The sequence below is a fragment of the Streptomyces sp. NPDC049915 genome, from assembly GCF_040656475.1.
Classification (GTDB): domain Bacteria; phylum Actinomycetota; class Actinomycetes; order Streptomycetales; family Streptomycetaceae; genus Streptomyces.
Map to the genome: position 1 here is coordinate 21,131 of NZ_JBFAMH010000040.1, position 20,052 is coordinate 41,182.

Below are 20,052 nucleotides of genomic sequence, written 5' to 3' on the forward strand. Positions count from 1 at the left end.
GGACGTCAATGGTTCGGACAGGACTTACCTCCGGTTGTCGAAACGTGATCAATCCGCGCCGCGCTCCTGGCCGGTGGATCGCGTGACGCGGACACGCCCGGCCACGTAGGCTCGAACAGCCCTGAAAGCGGCGGCGGAAGGAGGCGGGATGGACATCACGGCGCTGCTGCGGCACTCACGGCACCGCTCGTCCATGCGCGCTCTCGCCGCCTCCCTCACCACCGCCGTACGCCGGGCCGGTGAACCCCCGCGCGATGTGCGGGACCTGTGCCGGGCACTGTGCGCGGCGATGACACAGCGGCGCGGCGGACGGCCGGTCGAACTGCGCTTCGAGAGGTTCCCGGACGGCATCGGGGTCACCGGGCTGTGGGTGGAGTTCCAGGCCTTCGACCTGGTCATCGTCGAGGAACGCGCCGAGGAGGTGCAGCAACTGGTGGTCCTCGGGCACGAGTTGTGGCATCTGCACGCCGGGCACCGGCACCAGGTCGCCACCCCCGCCGCGGCCCGGGCGCTGGCCGGGCGGCCCGGCTGGCAGGAACTCGCGCTCGGCGCCGCCGCCCGCGGTGGCTCCCGCTCCCGCTCGCGCGACGAGGCCGACGCCGACGACTTCGGGCACCGGCTCGCCGCGCTGTGCCGGGACCTCGTCACCGGCGCCGCCGACCAGCGCACGGCCGACCCGCTGCAGCGCTCCCTCGGCTACCACGGGCGCCCACGGAGCCCGCGGTGACGGTACGGCTGGCGCTCACCCCCTCGGCGTTCGTGACCGACTTCTACACCTCGTTCTGGTGGATCCCGACGCTGGTGCTCGCCTCCGCGCTGGCCGTCAAACTGCCCACCATCGTGCGGCTGTGGAAGGACCCGCTGCTGCGCGCGGTCGGCGGACTGCTCCTGCTGGCCTGCTCGGTGTTCGTGTTCGTCGCCCCGTCCACGATCGCCTGGACCAACCGGGTCACCGGCGTGCCCAACATCGCCGCGCCGCTGGTGTATTCGCTGCTCACCGCGTTCTGCGGATCCTGCCTGCTGCTGATCATCGCCTGGCGCAACGGCCTGTCCGAGCACGCGCCGACCACCCGCCGCGCCCGGCGCCTGGTCGTCACCTCCTACGGCGCGGTGATCGTCGCCCTGTGGATGCTGTTCGCCCTCGCCGACGTGCCCGAGGAGCGGCTGCGGGACCTCGACACCTACTACGCCACCACGCCGTTCATGCGCGAGGAGATCCTGCTCTACCTCCTCGCGCACTGCGTCGCCGTCCTGATCACCTCGCGGCTGATCTGGAACTGGGTGCGCACCGACGGCCTCGACGGCTGGCTGCGCTGGGGGCTGGTCTTCCTCGGCGGCGGCTACGCCATGAACCTGGTCTTCGACGCCGCCAAGCTCACCGCCGTCGCCGCCCGGTGGACCGGGCACGACCTGGACTGGCTCTCCACCAAGGCGGCGCCCCCGGTCGCCGGGCTGTCCGCCGTGCTCATCGCGGTCGGCTTCATCCTGCCGCACATCGGGCAGTACCTCCAGGACCGCTGGCGGGTCCGGCTCGCCCACCGCGAACTCGCCCCGCTGTACCAGCTGATGCGCTCCGTGCAGGGCCGCGGTGTGCCCCGCGTGCTGCGCGCCGCGCCCGAACTGCGGCTCATCCGGCGCGAGACGTACATCCGCGACGTCCTGCTCCCGCTGGCCCGCCACCTCGACGAGGACCTGCGGCGCCGCGCCGAGGACGCCGCCCTCGCCCTCGGGCACCCACCGGAGCGGGCGCGGGCGATCGCCGCCGCGGTGGCCCTGCTGGAGGCCGTCGAGGCACGGCGCGGCACCGAGGTCGACGAGGAGGCGGCAGACGGCGTGGACACCGCCCGGCTGCTGCGGGAGATCGGCGCCGTCTCGCGTGCGCTGCGCCGCCGGGACGCGGTGGCGCAGGTGCGCGCCCGCGCCGCCTCTCTCGGCCCCGCGCAGGGCACGAGGTAGCTGAGGGGCCGCGGGGGTTGGCATAGTGCACGGCGGGGGGCTGGCAAGGTGCACGACAACCGCACGAGCACACCGGGACGGTGCCGAGGACAGTGCGTATCTGGCGTACGAGCAAGGAGATGCGTCGGCTCGCCGACGCCCTCATCGACCCCATGCAGGTGTCCCTGCCCACGGACCCCGAGACGCTGTTCGCCGCGCTCGTCGACTCCGTGAGCGCCTGGCGGGGCCGGGAGGTCACCGTCCACCGCGAGGTCTTCCCGCCGCACACGGCGAGCGGGCTGTGGCTGGCACGCGAGGGGCAGGACATCGTGGTCGTCGACCGGCGGGCCGCGGTGTGGCACCAGATCGTGATCTTCTGCCACGAGGTGTGGCACATGAACCGGCGGGACGACGAGGCCGCGGCCCATGGCGAGCTGCCGCAGCCGGTCGCCGCGCGCACCGACTTCAGCCTCGCCGAGGAGCAGGAGGCGGACCGTTTCGGCATGCTGATGGGCCGCCGGCTGCGGGCCTGGCTGGAGGCGTCCCCCGACTCGGTGTTCGCCGCCGACAGCACCGACGCCGGCGGCCCCCAGGATCTCGCCGGCCGGATCGGGGCCGCGCTCAACTACCGCGGGACACCCGGATGAACGGCCTGACCAACTACCTCAGCTGCGGCGTGCTGTGGCTCGGACTCGCCCTGAAGGCGCCCGACCTGGTGCGGCACCGGCACGACCCCTATCTGCGGGCCATTTGCGCGGTACTGGGCCTGGCCGGCCTGTGCTTCTTCCTCGGCGCGCCGCCCACCATCGGCACGGTCAACCGCCTCAGCGGTGTCGCCAACCTCGCCGCGCCGCTCACCTACGCGGCGATCACCGCGTACGGCGCCGCCTCCCAGGTGCTGATCGTGCGCTGGCGGGGCGGTCCCGGTGTACGGCGCACCGCGCGCCGGTGGATCGTCACGTACACCGGCGTGGCGCTCGGCATCGGGGCGGCGTTCGCGCTGGGCGACGCGCCCGTGGAGCGCCGTACCGACCTGGACACCTACTACGCGACGACGCCGTTCATCGCCGAGATGATCGTGCTGTACCTGGTGGCGCACCTCGTCGCCGCCTCCGTCACGCTGGTCTCCGCGCTCGCCTGGGCCCGCCGGGTGACCGGCTGGCTGCGCGCCGGGCTGCTCGTGCTGGGCGCGGGCACGCTGTGCGGCGCCGGGTACAGCGCCGCCAAGCTCGTCGCGGTGGGCGCGCGCTGGACCGGGCACGACTGGTCGCCGCTGGACACCGCCGTCTCACCGGCCGCGGCGGGGCTCGGCGCCCTGCTCACCTCGGCCGGCATCCTGGTACCGCTGGCCGGACCCCGGCTCGCTCAGTGGCACCGGGCGTGGCAGGCGTATGCACGGCTCGCGCCGCTGGAGCGGGAGCTGGACGACGTCCTCACCCGCCGCGCCCTGCGCCTGCCCCGGCCGCGCTGGGCCACCCCGCCCACCCGCCTGATGTGGCGCCAGACCAGCATCCACAACGCCCTCGGCCACCTGGACGGCGCCTACGACCCGCTCCTGTACGCCCGCACCCACGAGGCCGCGCTCGAGGCCACCGGCGACCCCGCCCACGCGGCCGCGACGGCCTGGGCGGCGGTGATCGCGGCGGCGGCGGAACGGGACCGGGAGGACCGGGGCGACCGGGCGTTGGCGCCGTCGCCCCCGGCCCCTCACGCGCCGCCGCCGCCCGACGGCACACCCGGCCGGCGCACGGCACCGGCCGCCGCCCGCACGGCGACGGGTCCCGGGCGGCTCGCGGCAGCGGCCGACCGCACGGCGTCGGCTCCGGGGCGGCTCGCGGCAGCGGCCGAACCGGCTCCCCCGGCTCCCGGGCGGCTCGCGGCCCTGGCCGGCGACCCGGTGGCCCTTCCCCCGGGTGGTCCCGTCGATCTGGCCCGGATCGCGGACGCGCTCGGCGGGGTGCGCGGGCCGGCGCGGGGCGTGGACGGAGTGCGCCCGCGATGAGTCTCGTCGTGTACCTGGCGGCCTGTGTGTTCGGGCTGTCCTCCGTGCTGCTCTTCCGCCGGCCCCGCACCGCCCTGCGCAACCCGCTGACGGTGTCCACGTGCGCGGCGATCGTCCTCGGCTCGCTCGTGTTCGTGTGCGCCGCCCCGCTCACGCTCGCCGCGGTCAACGACCTGACCGGCATCCCCAACTTCGGCGCTCCGCTCACCTACGGCATGCTCAGCGCGTACAGCTGCTCATTGCTGATCCTGCTGATCAACTGGCGCGGCGGCTCCCGGGAGCGCGTGCGGCGGCTGGTGCTGCGCTGCGTCGCCGCGTACGGCGCGGTGATCGTCGCCATCGTCGTGCTGTTCGCCCTCGCCGACGCCCGCACCGAGCGGCTCACCGACCTCGACACGTACTACGCGACCACGCCCGGCCTGCGCGAGATGATCCTGCTGTACCTGCTGGGTCACAGCGCGGCCATGCTCGCGATGTGCGCGGTGTGCGTGAAGTGGGGCCGCGAGGTGACCGGCCTGCTGCGCGCCGGGCTGCGCCTGATCCTGACCGGCGCCCTGCTGGACCTGCTCGGCTTCCAGGCCGCCAAGTACGCCGCTGTGGTGGCCCGTTGGTCCGGTCACGACATGGACTTCCTGTCCACGACCGTCGCCCCGCCCATGGCCTCGCTCGGCGCGCTGATCTGCTCCGCCGGGTTCGTGCTGCCGAGGCTGCTGCCGGCGGTCGTGGCGCAGTGGCGCGGCTACGGCGAGAACCGCACGCTGCGCCCGCTGTGGACCGCGGTGCGCTTCGCCTCCACCGCGCCGAAGCCGCAGGCCCGCTGGTGGTGGCTGCCGCAGGAACGGCTGCGCTGGCGCGAGGTGTCCATCCACGACGCGCTGCTCGCGCTGGCCCCGTACTTCGACGAGCGGGTCCGCCTGCGCGCCCTCGACGAGGGGCTGCGGGCCGGCCGCTCCGCGCACCGGGCCCGGATCGACGCGGAGGCCGCCATGCTGGCCGCCGCCACCCGCCGGGCCGCCGCGCAGGAGCCGCCGCTGGACGCGCCGAGCCCCTACCGGCTGCACGCCACGGAGGTGCCCGGCACGAGCGGCCTGGTGGAACTGGCGCGTGCCCTGTCCCGTTCCCCTCTCGACACGGGATGGCGCGCGGGTACGGTAAGGGCCGCCTCCCCCCGCTGAACTCCTGTTCGCCGACCCAAGGAGCCCCATGCCGCACAGAGCTGTCGTCATCGGAGCCGGCCTCGCCGGGATGCTGGCCGCGGCGGCGTTGTCGGCCACCGTGGCGGAGGTGGTCGTGGTGGAGCGGGACGACCTGCCCGACGGTCCCGACCACCGCAAAGGGCTTCCGCAGGGGCGGCACGCCCATCTGCTGATGCCGGGCGGCCTCGCCGCGATGGAGGAGCTGATACCGCGGGTGAGCGTGCGTCAGGCGCTGCTGGCGGCCGGCGCGCACGAGGTGCCGCTCGGCTCCGGCATGCTGGCGCTCACCCCGGAGGGCTGGCTGCGGCGCTGGCGCGACGGCGGGCCCCGCATGATCACTTGCAGCCGGGCGCTGCTGGACTGGGTGGTGCGGGACCTGGTGCTGGCGCACACCGGCGTACGGATCGAGCGGGGCCGGGCGCTGGAACTCATCGGCTCCCGCGGCCGCGTGCGCGGCGTACGGGTAGAAACGGGCGCCGGGCAGGAGGAGTTCACGGCGGACCTGGTGGTCGAGGCGGGCGGGCGCGGCTCCGGGGTCGTCGAACGGCTGGAGCGGCTGGGGGTGTCCGGGATCCGGGAGAAGACGGTGGACGCCGGGCTCGTCAACGCCACGCGGGTCTACCGCACGCCCGAAGGCGCCGAGGACTTCCCGCTGACCGTCGTCCAGGCCGACCCGTATGTGTCCCGGCCGGGCCGCAGCGGCATGGTGCTGCCCATCGAGGACGGCCGCTGGATGGTCAGCCTGGCCGGCACCCGCGGCGGTGAGCCGCCGGCGGATCCGGAGGGTTTCCTGCGGTACACGCTCGACCTGCCGCACCCGATCGTGGGCCGGCTCATCTCCGGCGCCGAGCCGCTGGGCGACGTGCATGTCAGCCGCAGCACGAAGAACTCCCGCCGCTATCTGGAGCGGGTGCGGGAGTGGCCGGAGGGTCTGGTGGTGCTCGGGGACGCGGTGGCGACGTTCAACCCCGCCTACGGTCAGGGCATGTCGGTGGCCGCGCTGGGCGCCGCGCGGCTGCGCCGGGAGCTGGAACGCGGCGGCCCCACCGCGCCCGGCCTGGCGCGCCGGGTGCAGCGCGGGGCGGCCCGGGCGGTGGAGGCGGCCTGGGCGTCGGCGGTCGGCCAGGACATCTGGTTCCCGGACGTACGAGGCGGCCGGCCCGGCGTCGCCGACCGCCTCGTCACCCGCTACTCCCGCCGCCTGACGGGCGCGGCGACGTCGTCCCACGACGCGGCACGGGTCCTGTGGGACCTGACGAGCCTGCGCACGGGCCCGACCCGCCTGCTGCGCCCCGACGCGATCCTGGCGGCCCTGACGGGCCCCCTGCTCCCGCCCCTGTCGGGACCACCGCTGACCCCGGCGGAACGCAAGATCCTGACGGAACTGGACCACACGGGGCGGGAGGAGCGGGGGCGCGCGTGAGCGCCGCGTGGGGCCGGGAGGCCCGGCGGGCCGGGGCGCGGGTGAAACCCCCGCTGGAGCCGGCGGTCCCTGGCGGCGCGGGGCGCGCGTGGGCGCCGCGCGGAGCCGCAGGCCCGGCGGGCCGGGGCCCGAGTGAGCCGCGCGGAGCCGCAGGCCCGGCGGGCCGGGGCCGAGTGAGCGCCGCGCGGGTCCGACGCGCCCCGGCGGACCGGGGCGCGCGTGAGCGCCGTGCGAAGCCGGCAGACCCGACGGACCAGGGCACGAGTAAAAGCCGCGCGGAGCCCGCGGGCCTCGGCGGACCGGAGCCCGGGTGAGAGCCGCGCGGAGCCGCCAGGCCCTGGTGGGTTGCCGGATCAGCCCCTGAACGTCGGCTGCGGCTGGCCCTTGCCCGCGTCGGGTACGACCAGCAGGGAACCGGCCACCGGATGCGGCGCGGTCAGACCGACGCGGGCCGTCGTGACGTACAGGTCCGTCAGGTCCGCCCCGCCGAAGGCGCAGGCCGTGACCCTCGGCGTGGGCAGCGTGATCGTCCGGTCCAGGCGGCCGTCGGGCGTGTAGCGGCGTACCGCCGCGCCGTCCCACAGCGCCACCCACACGCAGCCGTCGGCGTCGACCGTGAGGCCGTCGGGGAAGCCGGCGCCCTCCTCGATCTCCGCGAACGGGCGCCGGTCCGCCACGCGCCCCTCGGCGTAGGAGAAGACGTCGACGCGGCGGGTCGGGGAGTCGATGTAGTACATCAGGCGGCCGTCCGGGCTCCAGCCGGTGCCGTTGCTCACCGCCACGTCGTCCAGGACCACTTCGGCCGCGCCGTCGCCGGTGAGCCGGGACAGGGTGCCGCCGCCCGGCGCCTCGTCGTAGCGCATGGTGCCCGCCCACAGGGCGCCGTCGGGGGCCACGGCGGCGTCGTTGGCGCGGCGGCCCGGCACCGGCTCGTGGTGCAGCCAGCGGAAGGCGCCGTCGGGGTCGAGCAGGCCGACGCCGTCGCGCAGGTTCAGCACCAGGCCGCCGCCGCTGCGGGGCTTGGCCGCGCCGACGTGCTGTTCGGTGGTGCGCACCGTGCGGCGGCCGGTGACCGGGTCGTAGGTGTGTACGCGGCAGCCGAGGATGTCCAGCCAGATCAGCCGGCCGGCGGCCGCGTCCCAGGCCGGCCCCTCGCCGAGGGCCGCCCCGGCCCGTACCGCGACCTCGTACGCCGGGCCGCTCATACCGCGCTCCGGTGGCCGAGGTGCTCCGACAGCTCGGCGGCGCCCTTGGCGGCCAGCTGTTCCAGCTCGGCCCGGCGCTCCTCGCTCCAGCGGATCATGGGCACGGAGATGGACAGCGCGGCCACGACCCTCCCGGTGCGGTCGCGCACGGGCGCGGCCACGCAGGACACGTCCGGGTTGGACTCGCGGGACTCCACCGCGATGCCGCGCGCGCGGATCTCGGCCAGGGCCTCGCGCAGGGCGGCCGGATCGGTGATGCTGTTCGGGGTCATCGCGACCAGCTCGGCGTCGTCCGGCAGGCGGGAGGCGAGCTCCTGCTCGGGGAGGGAGGCCAGCAGCATCTTGCCCACCGAGGTGCAGTGCGCGGGCAGCCGGCGGCCGGCCGCCGACACCATCCGCACCGCGTGCGTGGAGTCCACCTTGGCGATGTAGATGACGTCGGTGCCCTCCAGGATCGCCACGTGCACGGTCTCGTCGCAGGTCTCGGCGACGTCGCGGGCCACCTGCTGCCCCTCGGCGGCGAGGTCCAGCTGCTCGGCGTAGCGGCTGCCGAGCTGGTACGGGCGCACGCCCAGCCGGTAGCGTCCGGGCTGACCGGGGACGGGGACCAGGTACTGGCGGGCGGCGAGCGTGGTGACCAGCTCGTGCACGGTGGTGCGCGGCAGCTGCAGCTTGCGCACGATGTCGGGGGCGGAGAGCGTGCCGTCCCCGTCGAGGAAGAGCTCCAGAATGTCGAGAGCCCGGGTCACGGCAGGTACGAGGCGTCCCACGAGGCGGCCCCCTCCCTTGGTTGGTCAGAAAGCCTGCGTTCGATATTTCAACAGGCGGTCGGCATGACGAACACAGGCTAGTCACATACCGTTCGCCCGGGCAATGGTGCGGACGTGCGCGGATGGACTGGGGAACGATGGAGCACGTGCCGCCCTCTTCCCAGCGCCCTTCGTCCCGGCGCCCCGCCGCCCCCTTCACCCGCCGTGACTTCCAGCTGGTCCTGCTGCGCCGCATGGCCGACCACAACCCGGAGCTGGTGGACGACGCCCGCCGTACCCTCGGCGTCTCCCTGGCCGAGATGCGCGAGGCGAACAAGCGCTGGCAGGCGATGATCCGCTCACCCCGGGCCCGCGCGGCGGCCTCCCGGTACCGCTCGGTCCTCGGCCCCCCGGAGTCCGAGGGCAAGCGCACGGTCGGCGACCTGGAGTGCGCCGCCTGGCAGTGGCCGCTCCCCCTCTGGCCCGACCTGCGCTTCGAGGTGCTCGTCGGCCCGCACGGCGCGGTCTGGAACGAGTGGCTGGTCCGCGCCCCGGACGCCCCGGCCCCCGACCTGCGCACCCTGGAGGACCTGACCCCCTGGTCCTGCACGGTCGACGAGGCGGCCCGCGCCTTCGCCCCGGCCCGCCCCCTGGAGGGCACGGCTCCGACCCGCTGGGGCCTGGCCTTCACGGCACCGGACGCGAGCGGAGTTCGCCACGAGGTGGTGGCGGAGTTCACCTGGGGGCTACTGCAACGCACGGCGGTCGCTTAAGCCTTGCTGCGTGCCCATGAACAGGCCGGCGTCTGGGAGGTACCTCCTCTGTGCACCCGGCTCCGGCGTGGCTGGTGGCTGGAGATCCTCCGGCTCACTCTCGGTCGGGCTGAGCCGGCCGTACCTGCCCAGTCTGGCCGTGTCTGTCGTCGGCGCTCTCGGCCCGCTCACCACGGCCCGCGGCGGCGTCGAGCCGCTCCTCGACACGCTCAGCGCCTACTTCGACTCCGGCTGCGCAGCCGCCGAGGCCGCGCACCGCCACACGCTGGTGACCGCGGTCAGCGGTGCCCGGCCGCTCGACTTGCCGGCCGCCTCTCCCGGAGGGCCGGTGCCGGGCGTGGGCGCGGTTCGGCAGCCGAGAGGGATCGGCATGTCACGCCGGGCCGGTGTCCGGCTCGGGCATGCCGCCGGCTTCCCACACCTCTTCGTGGAGGTGCACGATGCGCCACACGGCAGAGCTTCGACGCAGTACGGCCGTGTTCCGCACCCGTTCCGGGCGCAGCGGCGTGCCGTCCGCCGCCGGTACGTAGTCGACACGGAGCCAGTAGCGCACCAGGGCCATGTGCCCGGACACGTCGATCAGGGGGTCGTGGGCGCAGTAGGCCGCTACCTCGGGACCGGTTCCAGCGACATCCCGCCCGGCGCGCAGCCGGTCGAGGTCGCCCTTGCCGAGCAGCAGCGCTTCCGCCTCCGAGTGCCAGATCGTGGCCTCGGGATCCAGCCGTTCATCCACCCGGCCCACGTCTCCGTACGCGTGGGCCGCGTAGAGCCCGGTCACGACCGACCAGATGGTTTCGGCCTCCTTCTGTCCGGATCCGGACAGGCCGAAACCGGAAACGGAAGAGCTGTGTGAAGCGGGTACGGGCATGGGCCACCTCCTGGCAGCAGCGGTCGATTCCGAGAGAAGTGCCTGGTCAGGGACCTGTGCACAAGACTGGTGACGACCTTAACCCGTCATGCGGGAAGCGGAGAGGGCCTCCGGGTGCCGCCCTTTCGCTCTACTGCCGTGGTTAGCATCGCCAGGAAATGCCGATCCTTTTCGAGGAGCCTTCGTGTCGCAAGCAGGTGCTGTCCAGTCCGTGATCCCACCGAGCCTGACGGTGCCGGCCGGGACTACCGCCGGCACTGCGCTCCGCGATGCGGGAGTACTGCCGAAGGGCCCCCAGGCGGTCGTCGTGGTACGGGACGCCGAGGGGCGTTTGCGCGACCTGTCGTGGGCTCCTGAGTCCGAGACCGTCGTCGAGCCGGTCACCGCGGACAGCGAGGAGGGGCGCAGCGTCATCCGTCACTCGTGTGCCCATGTGCTGGCTCAGGCGGTTCAGCAGGAGTTCCCCGAGGCCAAGCTGGGCATCGGCCCGCCGATCAAGGACGGCTTCTACTACGACTTCCAGGTGGACCGCCCCTTCACCCCTGAAGATCTCGTCACGCTCGAGCGGCGTATGAAACAGATCATCAAGAGTTCCCAGCGGTTCTCCCGTCGTGTCGTCGGCTCCGTGGAAGCCGCCAGGGAGGAACTCGCCCACGAGCCCTTCAAGCTGGAGCTGGTCGACCTCAAGAGCGAGGTCGACGACGCCGAGGTGATGGAGGTCGGCGGCGGCGAACTCACCGTCTACGACAACGTCGATCCCCGCAGCGGGGAGACGGTGTGGGGTGACCTGTGCCGCGGCCCGCACGCGCCGACCACCAAGCACATCCCGGCCTTCAAGCTGATGCGCACGGCGGCCGCCTACTGGCGCGGAGACCAGAACAACCAGCAGTTGCAGCGCGTCTACGGCACCGCATGGGAGTCCCAGGAGGCGCTCGACGCCCATCTGGAACTGCTCGCCGAGGCCGAACGGCGGGACCACCGCAAGCTGGGCACCGAACTCGACCTCTTCTCCTTCCCCGACGAGATCGGTTCCGGTCTCGCCGTGTTCCACCCCAAGGGCGGCATCGTCCGGATGGAGATGGAGAACTACTCCCGGCAGCGTCACCTCGCCGCCGGCTACTCCTTCGTCAACTCGCCGCACATCGCGAAGGGGAACCTCTTCAAGACCTCGGGGCACCTCGACTGGTACAAGGACGGCATGTACCCGTCCATGCATCTGGACGCCGAGCTGGACGCCGACGGCAACGTGCGCAAGCCGGGGCAGGACTACTACCTCAAGCCGATGAACTGTCCGTTCCACGACTTGATCTTCCGTTCGCGGGGGCGGTCCTATCGTGAACTTCCCCTGCGCATGTTCGAGTTCGGTTCCGTCTACCGTTACGAGAAGTCCGGCACCATCCACGGCCTGACCCGGGTGCGCGGACTCACGCAGGACGACGCCCACATCTTCTGCACCGAGGACCAGGTACAGGACGAGCTGAAGTCGCTGCTGGACTTCGTCCTCGGCCTGCTGCGCGACTTCGGCCTGGACGACTTCTACCTGGAGCTGTCGACCCGTGACGACGAGAAGTACGTCGGATCGGACGAGATCTGGGAGAAGGCGACCGAGGCGCTGCGCACGGCTGCCCAGGAATCCGGCCTGGAGCTGGTGCCCGACCCGGGCGGCGCCGCCTTCTACGGGCCGAAGATCTCCGTACAGGCCCGGGACGCGCTCGGCCGGACCTGGCAGATGTCCACCATCCAGCTGGACTTCAACCTGCCGAACGCCTTCGACCTGGAGTACTCGGCCGCCGACGGCTCCCGGCAGCGCCCGGTGATGATCCACCGTGTGCTGTTCGGCTCCCTGGAGCGGTTCTTCGGTGTGCTCACCGAGCACTACGCGGGGGCGTTCCCGGCATGGCTGTCACCCGTGCAGGTGGTGGGCATCCCGATCTCCGACGAGCAGATCCCGCATCTGCGCCAGGTGGACGAGGCGCTGCGGCTCAAGGGCCTGCGCACCGAGCTGGACGTCTCGGACGACCGCATGCAGAAGAAGATCCGCAACCACACCACGCAGAAGATCCCCTTCATGCTCCTCGCGGGTGCGAAGGACGCGGAGGCGGGGGCGGTGTCCTTCCGGTTCCGTGACGGCAGCCAGGTCAACGGCGTGCCGGTGAGCAGGGCCGTTCAAGCCATCGCCGACTGGGTCCAGCGGCGCGAGAACGCCTCGCCGACGGCGGAGCTGTTCCCCGGCCTCAAGGACTGACGGCTCTGCGCACCCGACACTCGGCGGCCCGTATCAGGAGGTGATACGGGCCGCCGTGTGTCAACGGGCGATACGTCCGTCCGCCTTGCCGTCGACCGGACGGGCGTCGCGGGCTGCGTCCCGCCGCGGCTCGGGCCGCTCTTCCTCGGTCGCGGCGAGGAAACGGCGCACCCCGGGCACGAGCAGGGTGGCCGCACACGACCCGCCGACGAGCAGCGCCGATGTCGTCAAGGTCGTCCCGGTCCCCCACGCCTCGGAGGCGAGGGGCGCCATGAGGTAGCCGACTGGCATGGCGCCGAGGGACATGAGCCAGTCGTACGAGACAACGCGGGCCAGGACGTGTTCGGGGATCGTGTTCTGCAGCGTGGTCTCCCACACCGGGCCGAGGAAGCCCAGGCCGGCCATCGCCACCCCGTAGGCACCGATGACGACCGGTGCGGGGGCGGGAACGGCCAGCGTGGCCAGTGGGAGGGCGTAGAGACCGGCGGCGAGGTTTCCCGCCGCCACCGGCCGGCGAACCCGGAGGCGCCCGGCGAGCAGCGCGCCGACGAGAACACCGACGGAGCCGCTCTGCAGGACGGCGACCCAGCTGCCCTCGCCGCCCAGCGAGCGGACGGCGATCACCGGGCCCAGGACCATGAACACCGCCGCCGTGAGGTTCCAGATGCCGTGCGCGACGAGGCTGGTCCAGTACCAGTCGCGACTGCGCACCTCGGTCCAGCCCTCCGTGAGGTCGGAGCGGAAGGACCGTTTCGGCAGGGGAACATGGGCGACCCGGATGCTGAGCAGCAGTGTCGCGCTGGCAGCGAACGTCACCGCGTCGAGAACGAACGCCCACCCCGGCCCCGCCGACCAGATGAGCAGTCCGGCGAGGGCGGGCCCGCCCAGGCGTGCGACGCTTCCGGCCGTTCCCAGCAGCGAGTTGGCACGCTGCCGGTCCTCGTGGCCGACCGTGGCGGTGACGAGCGGGGACAGCGCGGGAGTGGCGAATGCCGACGCGGCGCCCCCCACCACCTCGGCCGCCGCGATGAGCCCCACCGACGGTTCGCTTCCGAGGAGTTGCAGACCGACCAGCAACTGCATGCCGCAGCGGACGAGATCGGTGCCGACGGCGACCGTCCGGGCGTTGAAGCGGTCCGCGACGACACCACCCACCGGGAGCAGGAGAAGCTTCGGAACCATCGCGCATCCGAGCACGAGCGCGAGCGACGAGACCGAGCCTGTGGCACGCAGCAGTGCGAGGGCGAGAGCGGCGGGAACCACGGCGTCACCGAGCAGGGAGAGCGACCGCCCCAGGAAGAACCTGCGGAAGGCGCGCCGGCGCAGCGGACTCGCACTCATGCCAGGGCCTTCCTCAGCCGCGCCTCGATCTCCCGTGCACGGTCCCTCGTCGCGCCGACGACCAGGCACTCCAAGTTGTTGACCAGCAGCGGGTCGCAGGCGAGGACCAGCACGCCCTCACTCGTGTCATGACTGAAGTGGAGTTGCTCCTCTCCAAGGGTCCGCAGGACGGCCTCCAGGGGAGCCGGCGGCACATCCCGGAGGGTCGCGGCCACATGGTGGTCGGCGTACCCCTTGCCGAGCAGTCGTTCGCAGATGCTGTGCGCGACCAGGCCCCCGCCCCAGCGGGCGTTGATCTCGTTGAAGACCAGGTCCCCGGAGGTGGTGGCGATGGCGTCGATGTTGATGTGGCCCCGGTAGCCGATCTGCGCGGTGAGTGAGGCCAGGCGCAGGGAGTGGTGCATCGCCTCGGCGGCGAGGGCCGGGGGCAGCGCTGCCGGTATGTCCAGGCCGACCCACACGAGTTCGGTCGACTCGGGGTCACTGTCCGGCCGCAGCCGGATCTCGCCACTGTCCAGGAAGGCGGGTACGCCGTCGTCGCCGATGGCGTACTCCAGGTAGAACTGGTACGCGGAGGCGTGGTAGCTCTCCACCACGAGACCGTGGCTCAGGTCGTCGGCCAAGGCGGCCCAGACCTCGTCGGCCAGCGCGGGAATGTCCTCGCCGACCTTGCGGGTCTCGCGCGATCCGGGCAGCGGCGTCGTCTCGCCCCGCGTCAGGCAGAGATTCCCCAGACCGCCCGCCCCGTCGTCCTGCTTCACGATCACGGTGCCGGTACACGGCAGATGCCGTTCGATCGCGCGGGCCAGCTCGCGTGGTGTCCGGGCCACCGAGCCCTGGGGCAGTGGCAGTCCGGCGCCGGCGGCCAGCTGGCGGAAGTGGGTCTTCCGGTTCAGCAGGTCGGAGCCGCGCTGGTCGGCGAAAGCGAGTCCGGCGCGCGCGTCGATGCCGAGAAGCGAGGCCAGCTCAGCGACGCCCGGCGTCCAGAAGCACGGCATCAGCCGCCATGGGGAGCCGCCGCCGGTCAGCTCGCGCAGTTCTTCGAGGACGTCCCCGGACAGCAGGAACTCGTCCGTGACGAGCCGGTCGCGGCTGAGGACGGTGACGGTGCCGGGGTCGAACCCCATCGTTTCGCCCAGGTATCCCAGGAAGTCCTCGTCCACGGCCACGGGGCTGACGATGACGTCCCCCTGCTCGGCGAACCAGGCGTGTCGCCAGCCCGATCTGGTGATGGGGTGGGTGCTGGAGGCGTGATCACCGAGCGCGTGCGCCGTCCCCACGTTCAGGATGATGATTTTCGGCATATGTCAGGTCGCTCTTCTCATGTTCTTCTGTGGGCGGCTCGGCGCCCGGACACCGTCAGCGGTCTTCGGGCTCGAAGAAATCGACCGTCGGCAGCGACGAACGGCCGGTCCCGTCCCAGCCGGCGTTCAACATCCGGGCCCGCAACAGCGGGGGGCGTTCTGTCTGGACGAGGACCAGGTCGGGTTCGAGCTCACGCAGAAGCCGGCCCTGCATCGCGTAGGTCGCGAACTTGCGTACGACGATGCCGGCGAGGACGTCGCCATCGGGCTCGGGCAGCCCCTCGTAGTAGGAGCCCGGCGCCCACAGGCCCCGCATGATGGCCATCTCGGCCTCGATGTCCTGCCGGTCGAAGTACGCGAACGGATCCGCCAGTACGGAGGCGTACACGTTCCGGCACTGTGCCGAAGGCGCTTTTGCGGAGAGCCGCTCGACGGCCAGGGCCGCACCGCGGAAAACCCTCGGCTGCCCGCCGCGGGCACCGGGGACCTCCTCGGTCAGGTAATGCGTGACCGCTGCGATGAGCGCCTCCCTGCGCGCGTCCAGCGCCAGACGGTCCAGGTGCGAGGGCGCGGGCACGCCGTACCAGAGGTAGTCGTCCTCGTCCGTATCGCCGATCAGGGTGCGCAGTTCCACGTCGACCTCCGCACCCTCCAGGCCGCGGAACAGCTCCCGCAGGCGACCGGCCAGGCGGCTCAGGACGCTGCCATGCATGTGATCGCGCAGATACAGCTCGGGCTGGTCGCCGTTGATCCGGGTGAAGTCCACGGGCGGGCAGACGAAGAGGCCGAGTCTGATACGGCCGTCCCGCTCGACACTTCTGAGCAGACTCTCGGTGAGCTCCCTTGCAGGGCCCTCGTGCGAGGCATCCCATGCGGCGAGCACGATGAGCGCGGCCGACACCCGCTCGTACGTCACGGTGCGATAGCCGGGTGAAGCGTCCGCCAGTGCCTCGGCGAGATCCGCGACGGGTTCGTAGGCAGCGGCGCATTCCTCGAGCGCGTCATGCAGCCGGCGTGCCACCTTCTTCAGACGCTTGCCGCCCACCGCGAGACGGACGGACTCCTCGCCGTTGAAGACCATGGCCATAAAGGGATCGAGGTAGGTGCGCAGCACCGCGTACGCGTGATCTTGCAGTGCCCGTCGGTCGTCGGGGGCGGGAGCCACCTCGGGAAAAGCACCCGGCACCCCGGCGAGGACCGCGTGGATCACCTCGTGTGCCTCTTCGACGCGCCGGCGCAGCAGGCTGCGGCTCTCCGCCAGGGCGTCCCCGAATCCGCGGATCACGGGGACAGGCGTGGGCGGCCGGGGCGGAGCGAGCAACGACCCGCCACGCCGTCCTCTCGGGCCCACGACGAGGGAGTGGTAGAGCATCGATTCCGCGATCATTTCCGCCGCCGCTCCCGGACGGGGCGGCAGTGACCTGCCGGACTCATGCCGCACCCCTCCGTCGTGCGATCCGCAGCTTGTCCGCGGCCGACCCGTAGCGCCGGTCGAGCAGGCGTGTGACGCGCGCCCAGTCGTCGAGGCTGCGAATGGAGTTGCGCTGCTGCGACACGAACGGGTCGTTGCGCCAGTCGAGCGCCCGGCGCCACAGGACGTCCAGGGGCTCCTCCAGGACGCTGCCCACCTTGGCCTCGTAGTTCGTGACGGCCCTCAGCTGGCCGCTCGCCTCGATGTGCGCGATGGTCTCGCCCTCTGCGCTCAGCGGTGACGTCGGAAGGAACAGCCGCGCGTCGGTGACCGAGACGTGCGCCGCGCTCCTGGCGTGGGAAGCCAGTTCCGCTTCGGATTCGCTCAGTTCCACCAGTTGCTCGTCGGTGAGCAGCTCGCGCGAGGCGAACCTCTCCTCCTGGGCCAGTCCCTCCGGGATCACCGCCCCGAAGGTGATGTAGTCGACCTCGGGGAACCGGGAGGTGATGTCCTCGACGAACCGCTCCTTGCCCTCCCACCCGCTGCGCGTGACCGTGTACTCGACGCCGAGCCGATAGCAGCTCTCCCCGCGCTCCCGGCGCTCCCGCTTGATCCGGTCGAGATGCTCCAGGGAGGCCATGGACTTCTCGAACGAGCCGGCGCGCCCGCGAATCAGGTCGTGCACCTCCCCACCGGGACCGTCGACGCTGACCGCGACGCCGGTGGCGGAATCGGCCAGCCTGCGGGCTATCGCCTCGTTCATCAGCCAGCCGCTGGTGAAGATCGTGGTCGGGATCCCGGCTGCGGTGAGCCGCCGGGTTGCGTCCTCCCACCACGGTGCGAGGAGCGGCTCGCCACCACCGATCGACAGGCGCTTCGGCCGGGCGCCGATGATGACGTCGGCGACCGCCAGGGCGTCCTCACGGCGGAGCATGCTTGCCGGGCGCCGGCCCGACTCGGAGAGACAGTGCTGACAACGCAGTGGACAGGCGTAGGTCAGGTCCCACACGAAGCGCTCGATGGGTGTCGTTTCCGGTGTCTGCCGCACCGGCTGAACGGGTGAGTTCGCTATTTCCATGGTTTCTCACAAGATCTTCGTGGAACGAATGCGCGGACCGGGGGCTATTCCGTCAGGACATGCATTCCTGCGGCGATGCTCTCTTCCCAGTTCTGCCCGTCGAATTCGACGTAATCGATGTTCTCCGCGGCACCCAGGTCGAGGCAGCGGGCGTTGACACTGAAGAATCCGGTCGGGTGCGAGCGCGGACGATAGAACGGCATGATTCCGCACACAGCGCAGAACGTGTGATCGGCGATCTTGTTGCCGAAGCGGTAGGGCTTGAGGAACTCCTGTCCCTGGTGGAGCTCGAACCGCTCCTCCGGGATCATCAGCTCCTGATGCCCCGACATGAAGCAGATCCCGCAGTTGCACAGGGTGATGGTGAGGTTGCGGCTGGCGGTGGCCGAGAACTTCACTCCGCCGCAGTGACACTGTCCGTGGTACCGGACGCGCTCGATCGGATCGGTGGTGGAGGCGGGGGCCACCTGCTCAGACATCGGATCGGGGTCCTTTCAGCGAACTCTGGTCCTTCGCGCTGATGGCCTTCACCAGCTTGGCGTGGAAGCCGAGATAGGACTTCTCCTGAATGGGATGAGGGACGGGCATGGCCCGGTGCAGTCGGTGCAGATTGAGAGTGGCCACGGCCGGATAACGGTGGTGTTCGGCATGGTAGTTGGCATTCCACAGCAGGAATCTGGCCAACGGATTGGACCTGACCGTGCGCGTATTGCGCGTCACCTCCGGGGAGCCGTAGAGCCCGTAGTGCTCCGGCAGGGCGAGAAAGATGATCGCCGGCCCGGAGAAGTACAGCGGAAGCCAGTACGCGAAAAGGAGTTCGCGCGGGAAGACGACGGTCAGCGCCGCCATGAGGACGAGCCAGCAGGCGATCGCCACGTCGTCCTGTCGCGCCTCCCTGCGGCGCCCCGCGGAGTTGACGCTCGCCGGGAACCTGCCCCGGGACGACTCCAGCAGGCCGGCCAGGGTGTGCCGCCACAGGGCGATGCCGGTGAGCGCGTAGAGGTAACCGCCGACCGTGGCATAGGTGCGGTGGGACTCGGTGTCCCCCTCCACCGCCGTGAATCGGTGATGCACCAGGTGCTGGTACCGGTAGACACTGAAGTTGACCAGCAGAGGTGTGGACCACAAGGCGCCCATGACACGGTTGCCCCGCTTGGAGCGCAGGTGCGAGCGGTGCAGACAGTCGTGTGCCGCGTTCAGGAAGCCGGCCAGCACCGTGCCCAGCACGATGGAGCTCAAGAGGGCCGCGCCGTAGGCGAACCCGAAGTGCACGGAGACGGCGACGCCGGCCGCGTAGACGGCAAGGATCAGGAAGGCCCGGACGGCGACCCGGCGCCTGCTGGCCGCGGCCAGCTGCCTCAGCAGCGCGGTGTCGAGCCGCCGTTCGGTCGTGGTCACGTCCATGGCGCCGTGCCTCCGGCGACGGGGGATCCGGCCCCGACCAGCTCCCTCCTGGCCACCGGCGAGGGCAGGCCGATCGCCATGGGGAGCCGCTCATGGGCCTTGAGGGAGTCGTACGGGTGCGAGATGTGCCCTTCGAGCACGGGCTTACGGGTGAAGAAGATGAGCATGTCCCGGGTGGCCGGCAGGCGCTTGTCGACGGCCGAGACGGGAGACAGACTGTGCTTGCGTTCGTGGTCGACCACGATCAGGGTGTCGAGGAAGTGCCGATGACGGCACTGCCCCAGCACCAGCTCCGGGTCCGTCTCGTTCCAGCGGGTGGCGTTCCTCTCCCGCATGTCGTGGAGGAACGTGACGGCGCTGTCGTCCGTCATGTTCTCGCTGCCGAGGAACGTGGTCATGGTGTGATCCACGCCGTCGCTGTGCACCCCTTCCAGGGCCGGTTCCCCCACGAGGTCGGGAGTGCTGACGGTCCGGAGGTTGAAGACCGTACATATCCAGCTCGGGTTGTCGTAGTCGAGCTTCGCCCTGGGTGCGGTCGGCACCTCCCGGAAGATCATCGACTTGAAGGCGAGGAGCGCCCGGAAGGCCGAATTCCCCTGGAGATCGTTGCCGATCTCCTCGAAGATCCGGGTCTGACCGGAGTCGTGTCGTACGAAGTCTTCTTCCGCCGACAGCGCGAAAGGCTGGGACTCGAGGCGATACACCGTCGAGTGGTCGAAGTCGAAACAGAACCGGCCGTTCTTGGATTCCCGGAAGGGCAGGGTGGGATCCGGCGCCAGATGGTCACTGACGAGCCTGATCCTTTCCAGGTCCTCGTCCGTGGCGCCGAGCGTCTGCAGAATACGCACCATTCGGGCGCCCTCGACGAAGACCGAGCGGTCTTTGACGTATTGCTCCCTGATCTCCAGGACTTCCGCTATGGCATCGCTGAATGTGGAGTCGTGCATCGAGTCAACCTTTGGCGAGCTGGGCGTTTGGGGGATCCGTACCGTCGGGGCAGCCTTCCGACGGGCTGCCGGGCTGTCACTGCCAGCCGGTGGTGTCCTCGACGGTGGCCGGGGTCGGGGACTGCCAGCCGGTGGTGGAGCCGAGGGCCTGGGTACGGGTGGCGGGGTGGC

18 protein-coding genes and 1 pseudogene are annotated in these 20,052 nt (G+C 71.7%); 9 read left to right on the forward strand and 10 right to left on the reverse strand.

Translation table 11 applies throughout. The features are described from left to right. The first annotated feature begins 148 nt into the window (after positions 1–148). The 6 genes from AB0J12_RS36700 (at position 149) to AB0J12_RS36725 (ending at position 6,556) form a co-directional block, all read left to right on the forward strand. Entirely contained in the window at positions 149–727 is a 579-nt protein-coding gene (locus AB0J12_RS36700) for a toxin-antitoxin system, toxin component family protein (RefSeq protein ID WP_363269065.1), read from the forward strand. Beyond that, the gene (locus AB0J12_RS36705) at positions 724–1,956 is read left to right on the forward strand and encodes an MAB_1171c family putative transporter (protein WP_363269066.1); all 1,233 of its coding nucleotides are present in this window, start codon (positions 724–726) and stop codon (positions 1,954–1,956) included. The genes AB0J12_RS36700 and AB0J12_RS36705 overlap by 4 nt, the downstream gene beginning before the upstream one ends. Positions 1,957–2,075: 119 nt before the next feature. Continuing rightward, the gene (locus AB0J12_RS36710; RefSeq protein WP_363269085.1) at positions 2,076–2,582 is read left to right on the forward strand and encodes a toxin; all 507 of its coding nucleotides are present in this window, start codon (positions 2,076–2,078) and stop codon (positions 2,580–2,582) included. Then, a complete protein-coding gene (locus AB0J12_RS36715; protein WP_363269067.1) occupies positions 2,579–3,937 on the forward strand; it encodes an MAB_1171c family putative transporter in 1,359 nt (452 codons plus the stop codon). Before AB0J12_RS36710 ends, AB0J12_RS36715 begins: the two co-directional genes overlap by 4 nt. Continuing rightward, a complete protein-coding gene (locus tag AB0J12_RS36720; RefSeq protein ID WP_363269068.1) occupies positions 3,934–5,112 on the forward strand; it encodes an MAB_1171c family putative transporter in 1,179 nt (392 codons plus the stop codon). Before AB0J12_RS36715 ends, AB0J12_RS36720 begins: the two co-directional genes overlap by 4 nt. A gap of 28 nt (positions 5,113–5,140) precedes the next feature. Next, on the forward strand, positions 5,141–6,556 hold the full coding sequence (locus AB0J12_RS36725) for an FAD-dependent monooxygenase (protein WP_363269070.1): 1,416 nt from the start codon (positions 5,141–5,143) through the stop codon (positions 6,554–6,556). 353 nt (positions 6,557–6,909) lie between these two features. On the opposite strand, the gene AB0J12_RS36730 is transcribed toward AB0J12_RS36725, so the two are convergent. Both AB0J12_RS36730 and AB0J12_RS36735 read right to left on the reverse strand, forming a co-directional pair. Then, entirely contained in the window at positions 6,910–7,761 is an 852-nt protein-coding gene (locus AB0J12_RS36730) for an SMP-30/gluconolactonase/LRE family protein (RefSeq protein ID WP_363269071.1), read from the reverse strand. Then, positions 7,758–8,531 carry an IclR family transcriptional regulator gene (locus tag AB0J12_RS36735; protein ID WP_363269073.1) on the reverse strand — a complete coding sequence of 258 codons (774 nt, stop codon included), beginning with the start codon at positions 8,529–8,531 and terminating at the stop codon, positions 7,758–7,760. Before AB0J12_RS36735 ends, AB0J12_RS36730 begins: the two co-directional genes overlap by 4 nt. Positions 8,532–8,653: 122 nt before the next feature. Here AB0J12_RS36735 and AB0J12_RS36740 point away from each other — a divergent pair, with 122 nt between their 5' ends. After that, positions 8,654–9,283 carry a hypothetical protein gene (locus AB0J12_RS36740; protein ID WP_363269074.1) on the forward strand — a complete coding sequence of 210 codons (630 nt, stop codon included), beginning with the start codon at positions 8,654–8,656 and terminating at the stop codon, positions 9,281–9,283. A gap of 130 nt (positions 9,284–9,413) precedes the next feature. Further along, positions 9,414–9,590, forward strand: a pseudogene (locus AB0J12_RS36745) (PucR family transcriptional regulator); the annotation flags it as partial. A gap of 66 nt (positions 9,591–9,656) precedes the next feature. On the opposite strand, the gene AB0J12_RS36750 reads toward AB0J12_RS36745, so the two are convergent. Continuing rightward, positions 9,657–10,151: a nuclear transport factor 2 family protein gene (locus tag AB0J12_RS36750; RefSeq protein WP_363269076.1), complete on the reverse strand. Its 495-nt coding sequence runs from the start codon at positions 10,149–10,151 to the stop codon at positions 9,657–9,659. 232 nt (positions 10,152–10,383) lie between these two features. Between AB0J12_RS36750 and thrS the strand changes: the two genes are divergently transcribed. Continuing rightward, positions 10,384–12,396, forward strand: coding sequence for a threonine--tRNA ligase (gene thrS / locus AB0J12_RS36755; protein ID WP_363269086.1), 2,013 nt, complete (start codon positions 10,384–10,386; stop codon positions 12,394–12,396). A gap of 60 nt (positions 12,397–12,456) precedes the next feature. Here the strand turns inward: thrS and AB0J12_RS36760 are convergent, their stop codons facing one another. The 7 genes from AB0J12_RS36760 to AB0J12_RS36790 form a co-directional block, all read right to left on the reverse strand. Further along, positions 12,457–13,737, reverse strand: a complete 1,281-nt coding sequence (locus tag AB0J12_RS36760) for an MFS transporter (protein ID WP_363269077.1) — start codon at positions 13,735–13,737, stop codon at positions 12,457–12,459. Then, entirely contained in the window at positions 13,734–15,041 is a 1,308-nt protein-coding gene (locus AB0J12_RS36765) for a peptide ligase PGM1-related protein (protein ID WP_363269078.1), read from the reverse strand. The genes AB0J12_RS36760 and AB0J12_RS36765 overlap by 4 nt, the downstream gene beginning before the upstream one ends. Before the next feature lie 55 nt (positions 15,042–15,096). Next, on the reverse strand, positions 15,097–16,326 hold the full coding sequence (locus AB0J12_RS36770; protein ID WP_363269079.1) for a hypothetical protein: 1,230 nt from the start codon (positions 16,324–16,326) through the stop codon (positions 15,097–15,099). Between the two features lie 145 nt (positions 16,327–16,471). Then, entirely contained in the window at positions 16,472–17,530 is a 1,059-nt protein-coding gene (locus tag AB0J12_RS36775; RefSeq protein WP_363269080.1) for a radical SAM protein, read from the reverse strand. A 44-nt stretch (positions 17,531–17,574) separates the two neighbouring features. Continuing rightward, positions 17,575–18,009: a GFA family protein gene (locus AB0J12_RS36780; protein WP_363269081.1), complete on the reverse strand. Its 435-nt coding sequence runs from the start codon at positions 18,007–18,009 to the stop codon at positions 17,575–17,577. Further along, complete coding sequence (locus AB0J12_RS36785) at positions 18,002–18,934, reverse strand: fatty acid desaturase (protein ID WP_363269082.1); 933 nt, start codon at positions 18,932–18,934, stop codon at positions 18,002–18,004. Before AB0J12_RS36785 ends, AB0J12_RS36780 begins: the two co-directional genes overlap by 8 nt. Beyond that, the gene (locus AB0J12_RS36790) at positions 18,925–19,881 is read right to left on the reverse strand and encodes a 2OG-Fe dioxygenase family protein (RefSeq protein WP_363269083.1); all 957 of its coding nucleotides are present in this window, start codon (positions 19,879–19,881) and stop codon (positions 18,925–18,927) included. Before AB0J12_RS36790 ends, AB0J12_RS36785 begins: the two co-directional genes overlap by 10 nt. Positions 19,882–20,052: the final 171 nt, after the last annotated feature.

Excerpts from the sequence above, each read along its gene's own strand:
- AB0J12_RS36700 (WP_363269065.1), top strand. The coding sequence starts at position 149 with ATGGACATCACGGCGCTGCTGCGGCACTCACGGCACCGCTCGTCCATG.
- AB0J12_RS36715 (WP_363269067.1), top strand. The coding sequence starts at position 2,579 with ATGAACGGCCTGACCAACTACCTCAGCTGCGGCGTGCTGTGGCTCGGA.
- AB0J12_RS36780 (WP_363269081.1), bottom strand. The coding sequence starts at position 18,009 with ATGTCTGAGCAGGTGGCCCCCGCCTCCACCACCGATCCGATCGAGCGC.
- AB0J12_RS36740 (WP_363269074.1), top strand. The coding sequence starts at position 8,654 with ATGGACTGGGGAACGATGGAGCACGTGCCGCCCTCTTCCCAGCGCCCT.
- AB0J12_RS36725 (WP_363269070.1), top strand. The coding sequence starts at position 5,141 with ATGCCGCACAGAGCTGTCGTCATCGGAGCCGGCCTCGCCGGGATGCTG.
- AB0J12_RS36750 (WP_363269076.1), bottom strand. The coding sequence starts at position 10,151 with ATGCCCGTACCCGCTTCACACAGCTCTTCCGTTTCCGGTTTCGGCCTG.
- AB0J12_RS36760 (WP_363269077.1), bottom strand. The coding sequence starts at position 13,737 with ATGAGTGCGAGTCCGCTGCGCCGGCGCGCCTTCCGCAGGTTCTTCCTG.
- AB0J12_RS36785 (WP_363269082.1), bottom strand. The coding sequence starts at position 18,934 with ATGGACGTGACCACGACCGAACGGCGGCTCGACACCGCGCTGCTGAGG.
- AB0J12_RS36765 (WP_363269078.1), bottom strand. The coding sequence starts at position 15,041 with ATGCCGAAAATCATCATCCTGAACGTGGGGACGGCGCACGCGCTCGGT.
- AB0J12_RS36730 (WP_363269071.1), bottom strand. The coding sequence starts at position 7,761 with ATGAGCGGCCCGGCGTACGAGGTCGCGGTACGGGCCGGGGCGGCCCTC.
- AB0J12_RS36775 (WP_363269080.1), bottom strand. The coding sequence starts at position 17,530 with ATGGAAATAGCGAACTCACCCGTTCAGCCGGTGCGGCAGACACCGGAA.
- AB0J12_RS36720 (WP_363269068.1), top strand. The coding sequence starts at position 3,934 with ATGAGTCTCGTCGTGTACCTGGCGGCCTGTGTGTTCGGGCTGTCCTCC.
- AB0J12_RS36710 (WP_363269085.1), top strand. The coding sequence starts at position 2,076 with ATGCGTCGGCTCGCCGACGCCCTCATCGACCCCATGCAGGTGTCCCTG.
- AB0J12_RS36790 (WP_363269083.1), bottom strand. The coding sequence starts at position 19,881 with ATGCACGACTCCACATTCAGCGATGCCATAGCGGAAGTCCTGGAGATC.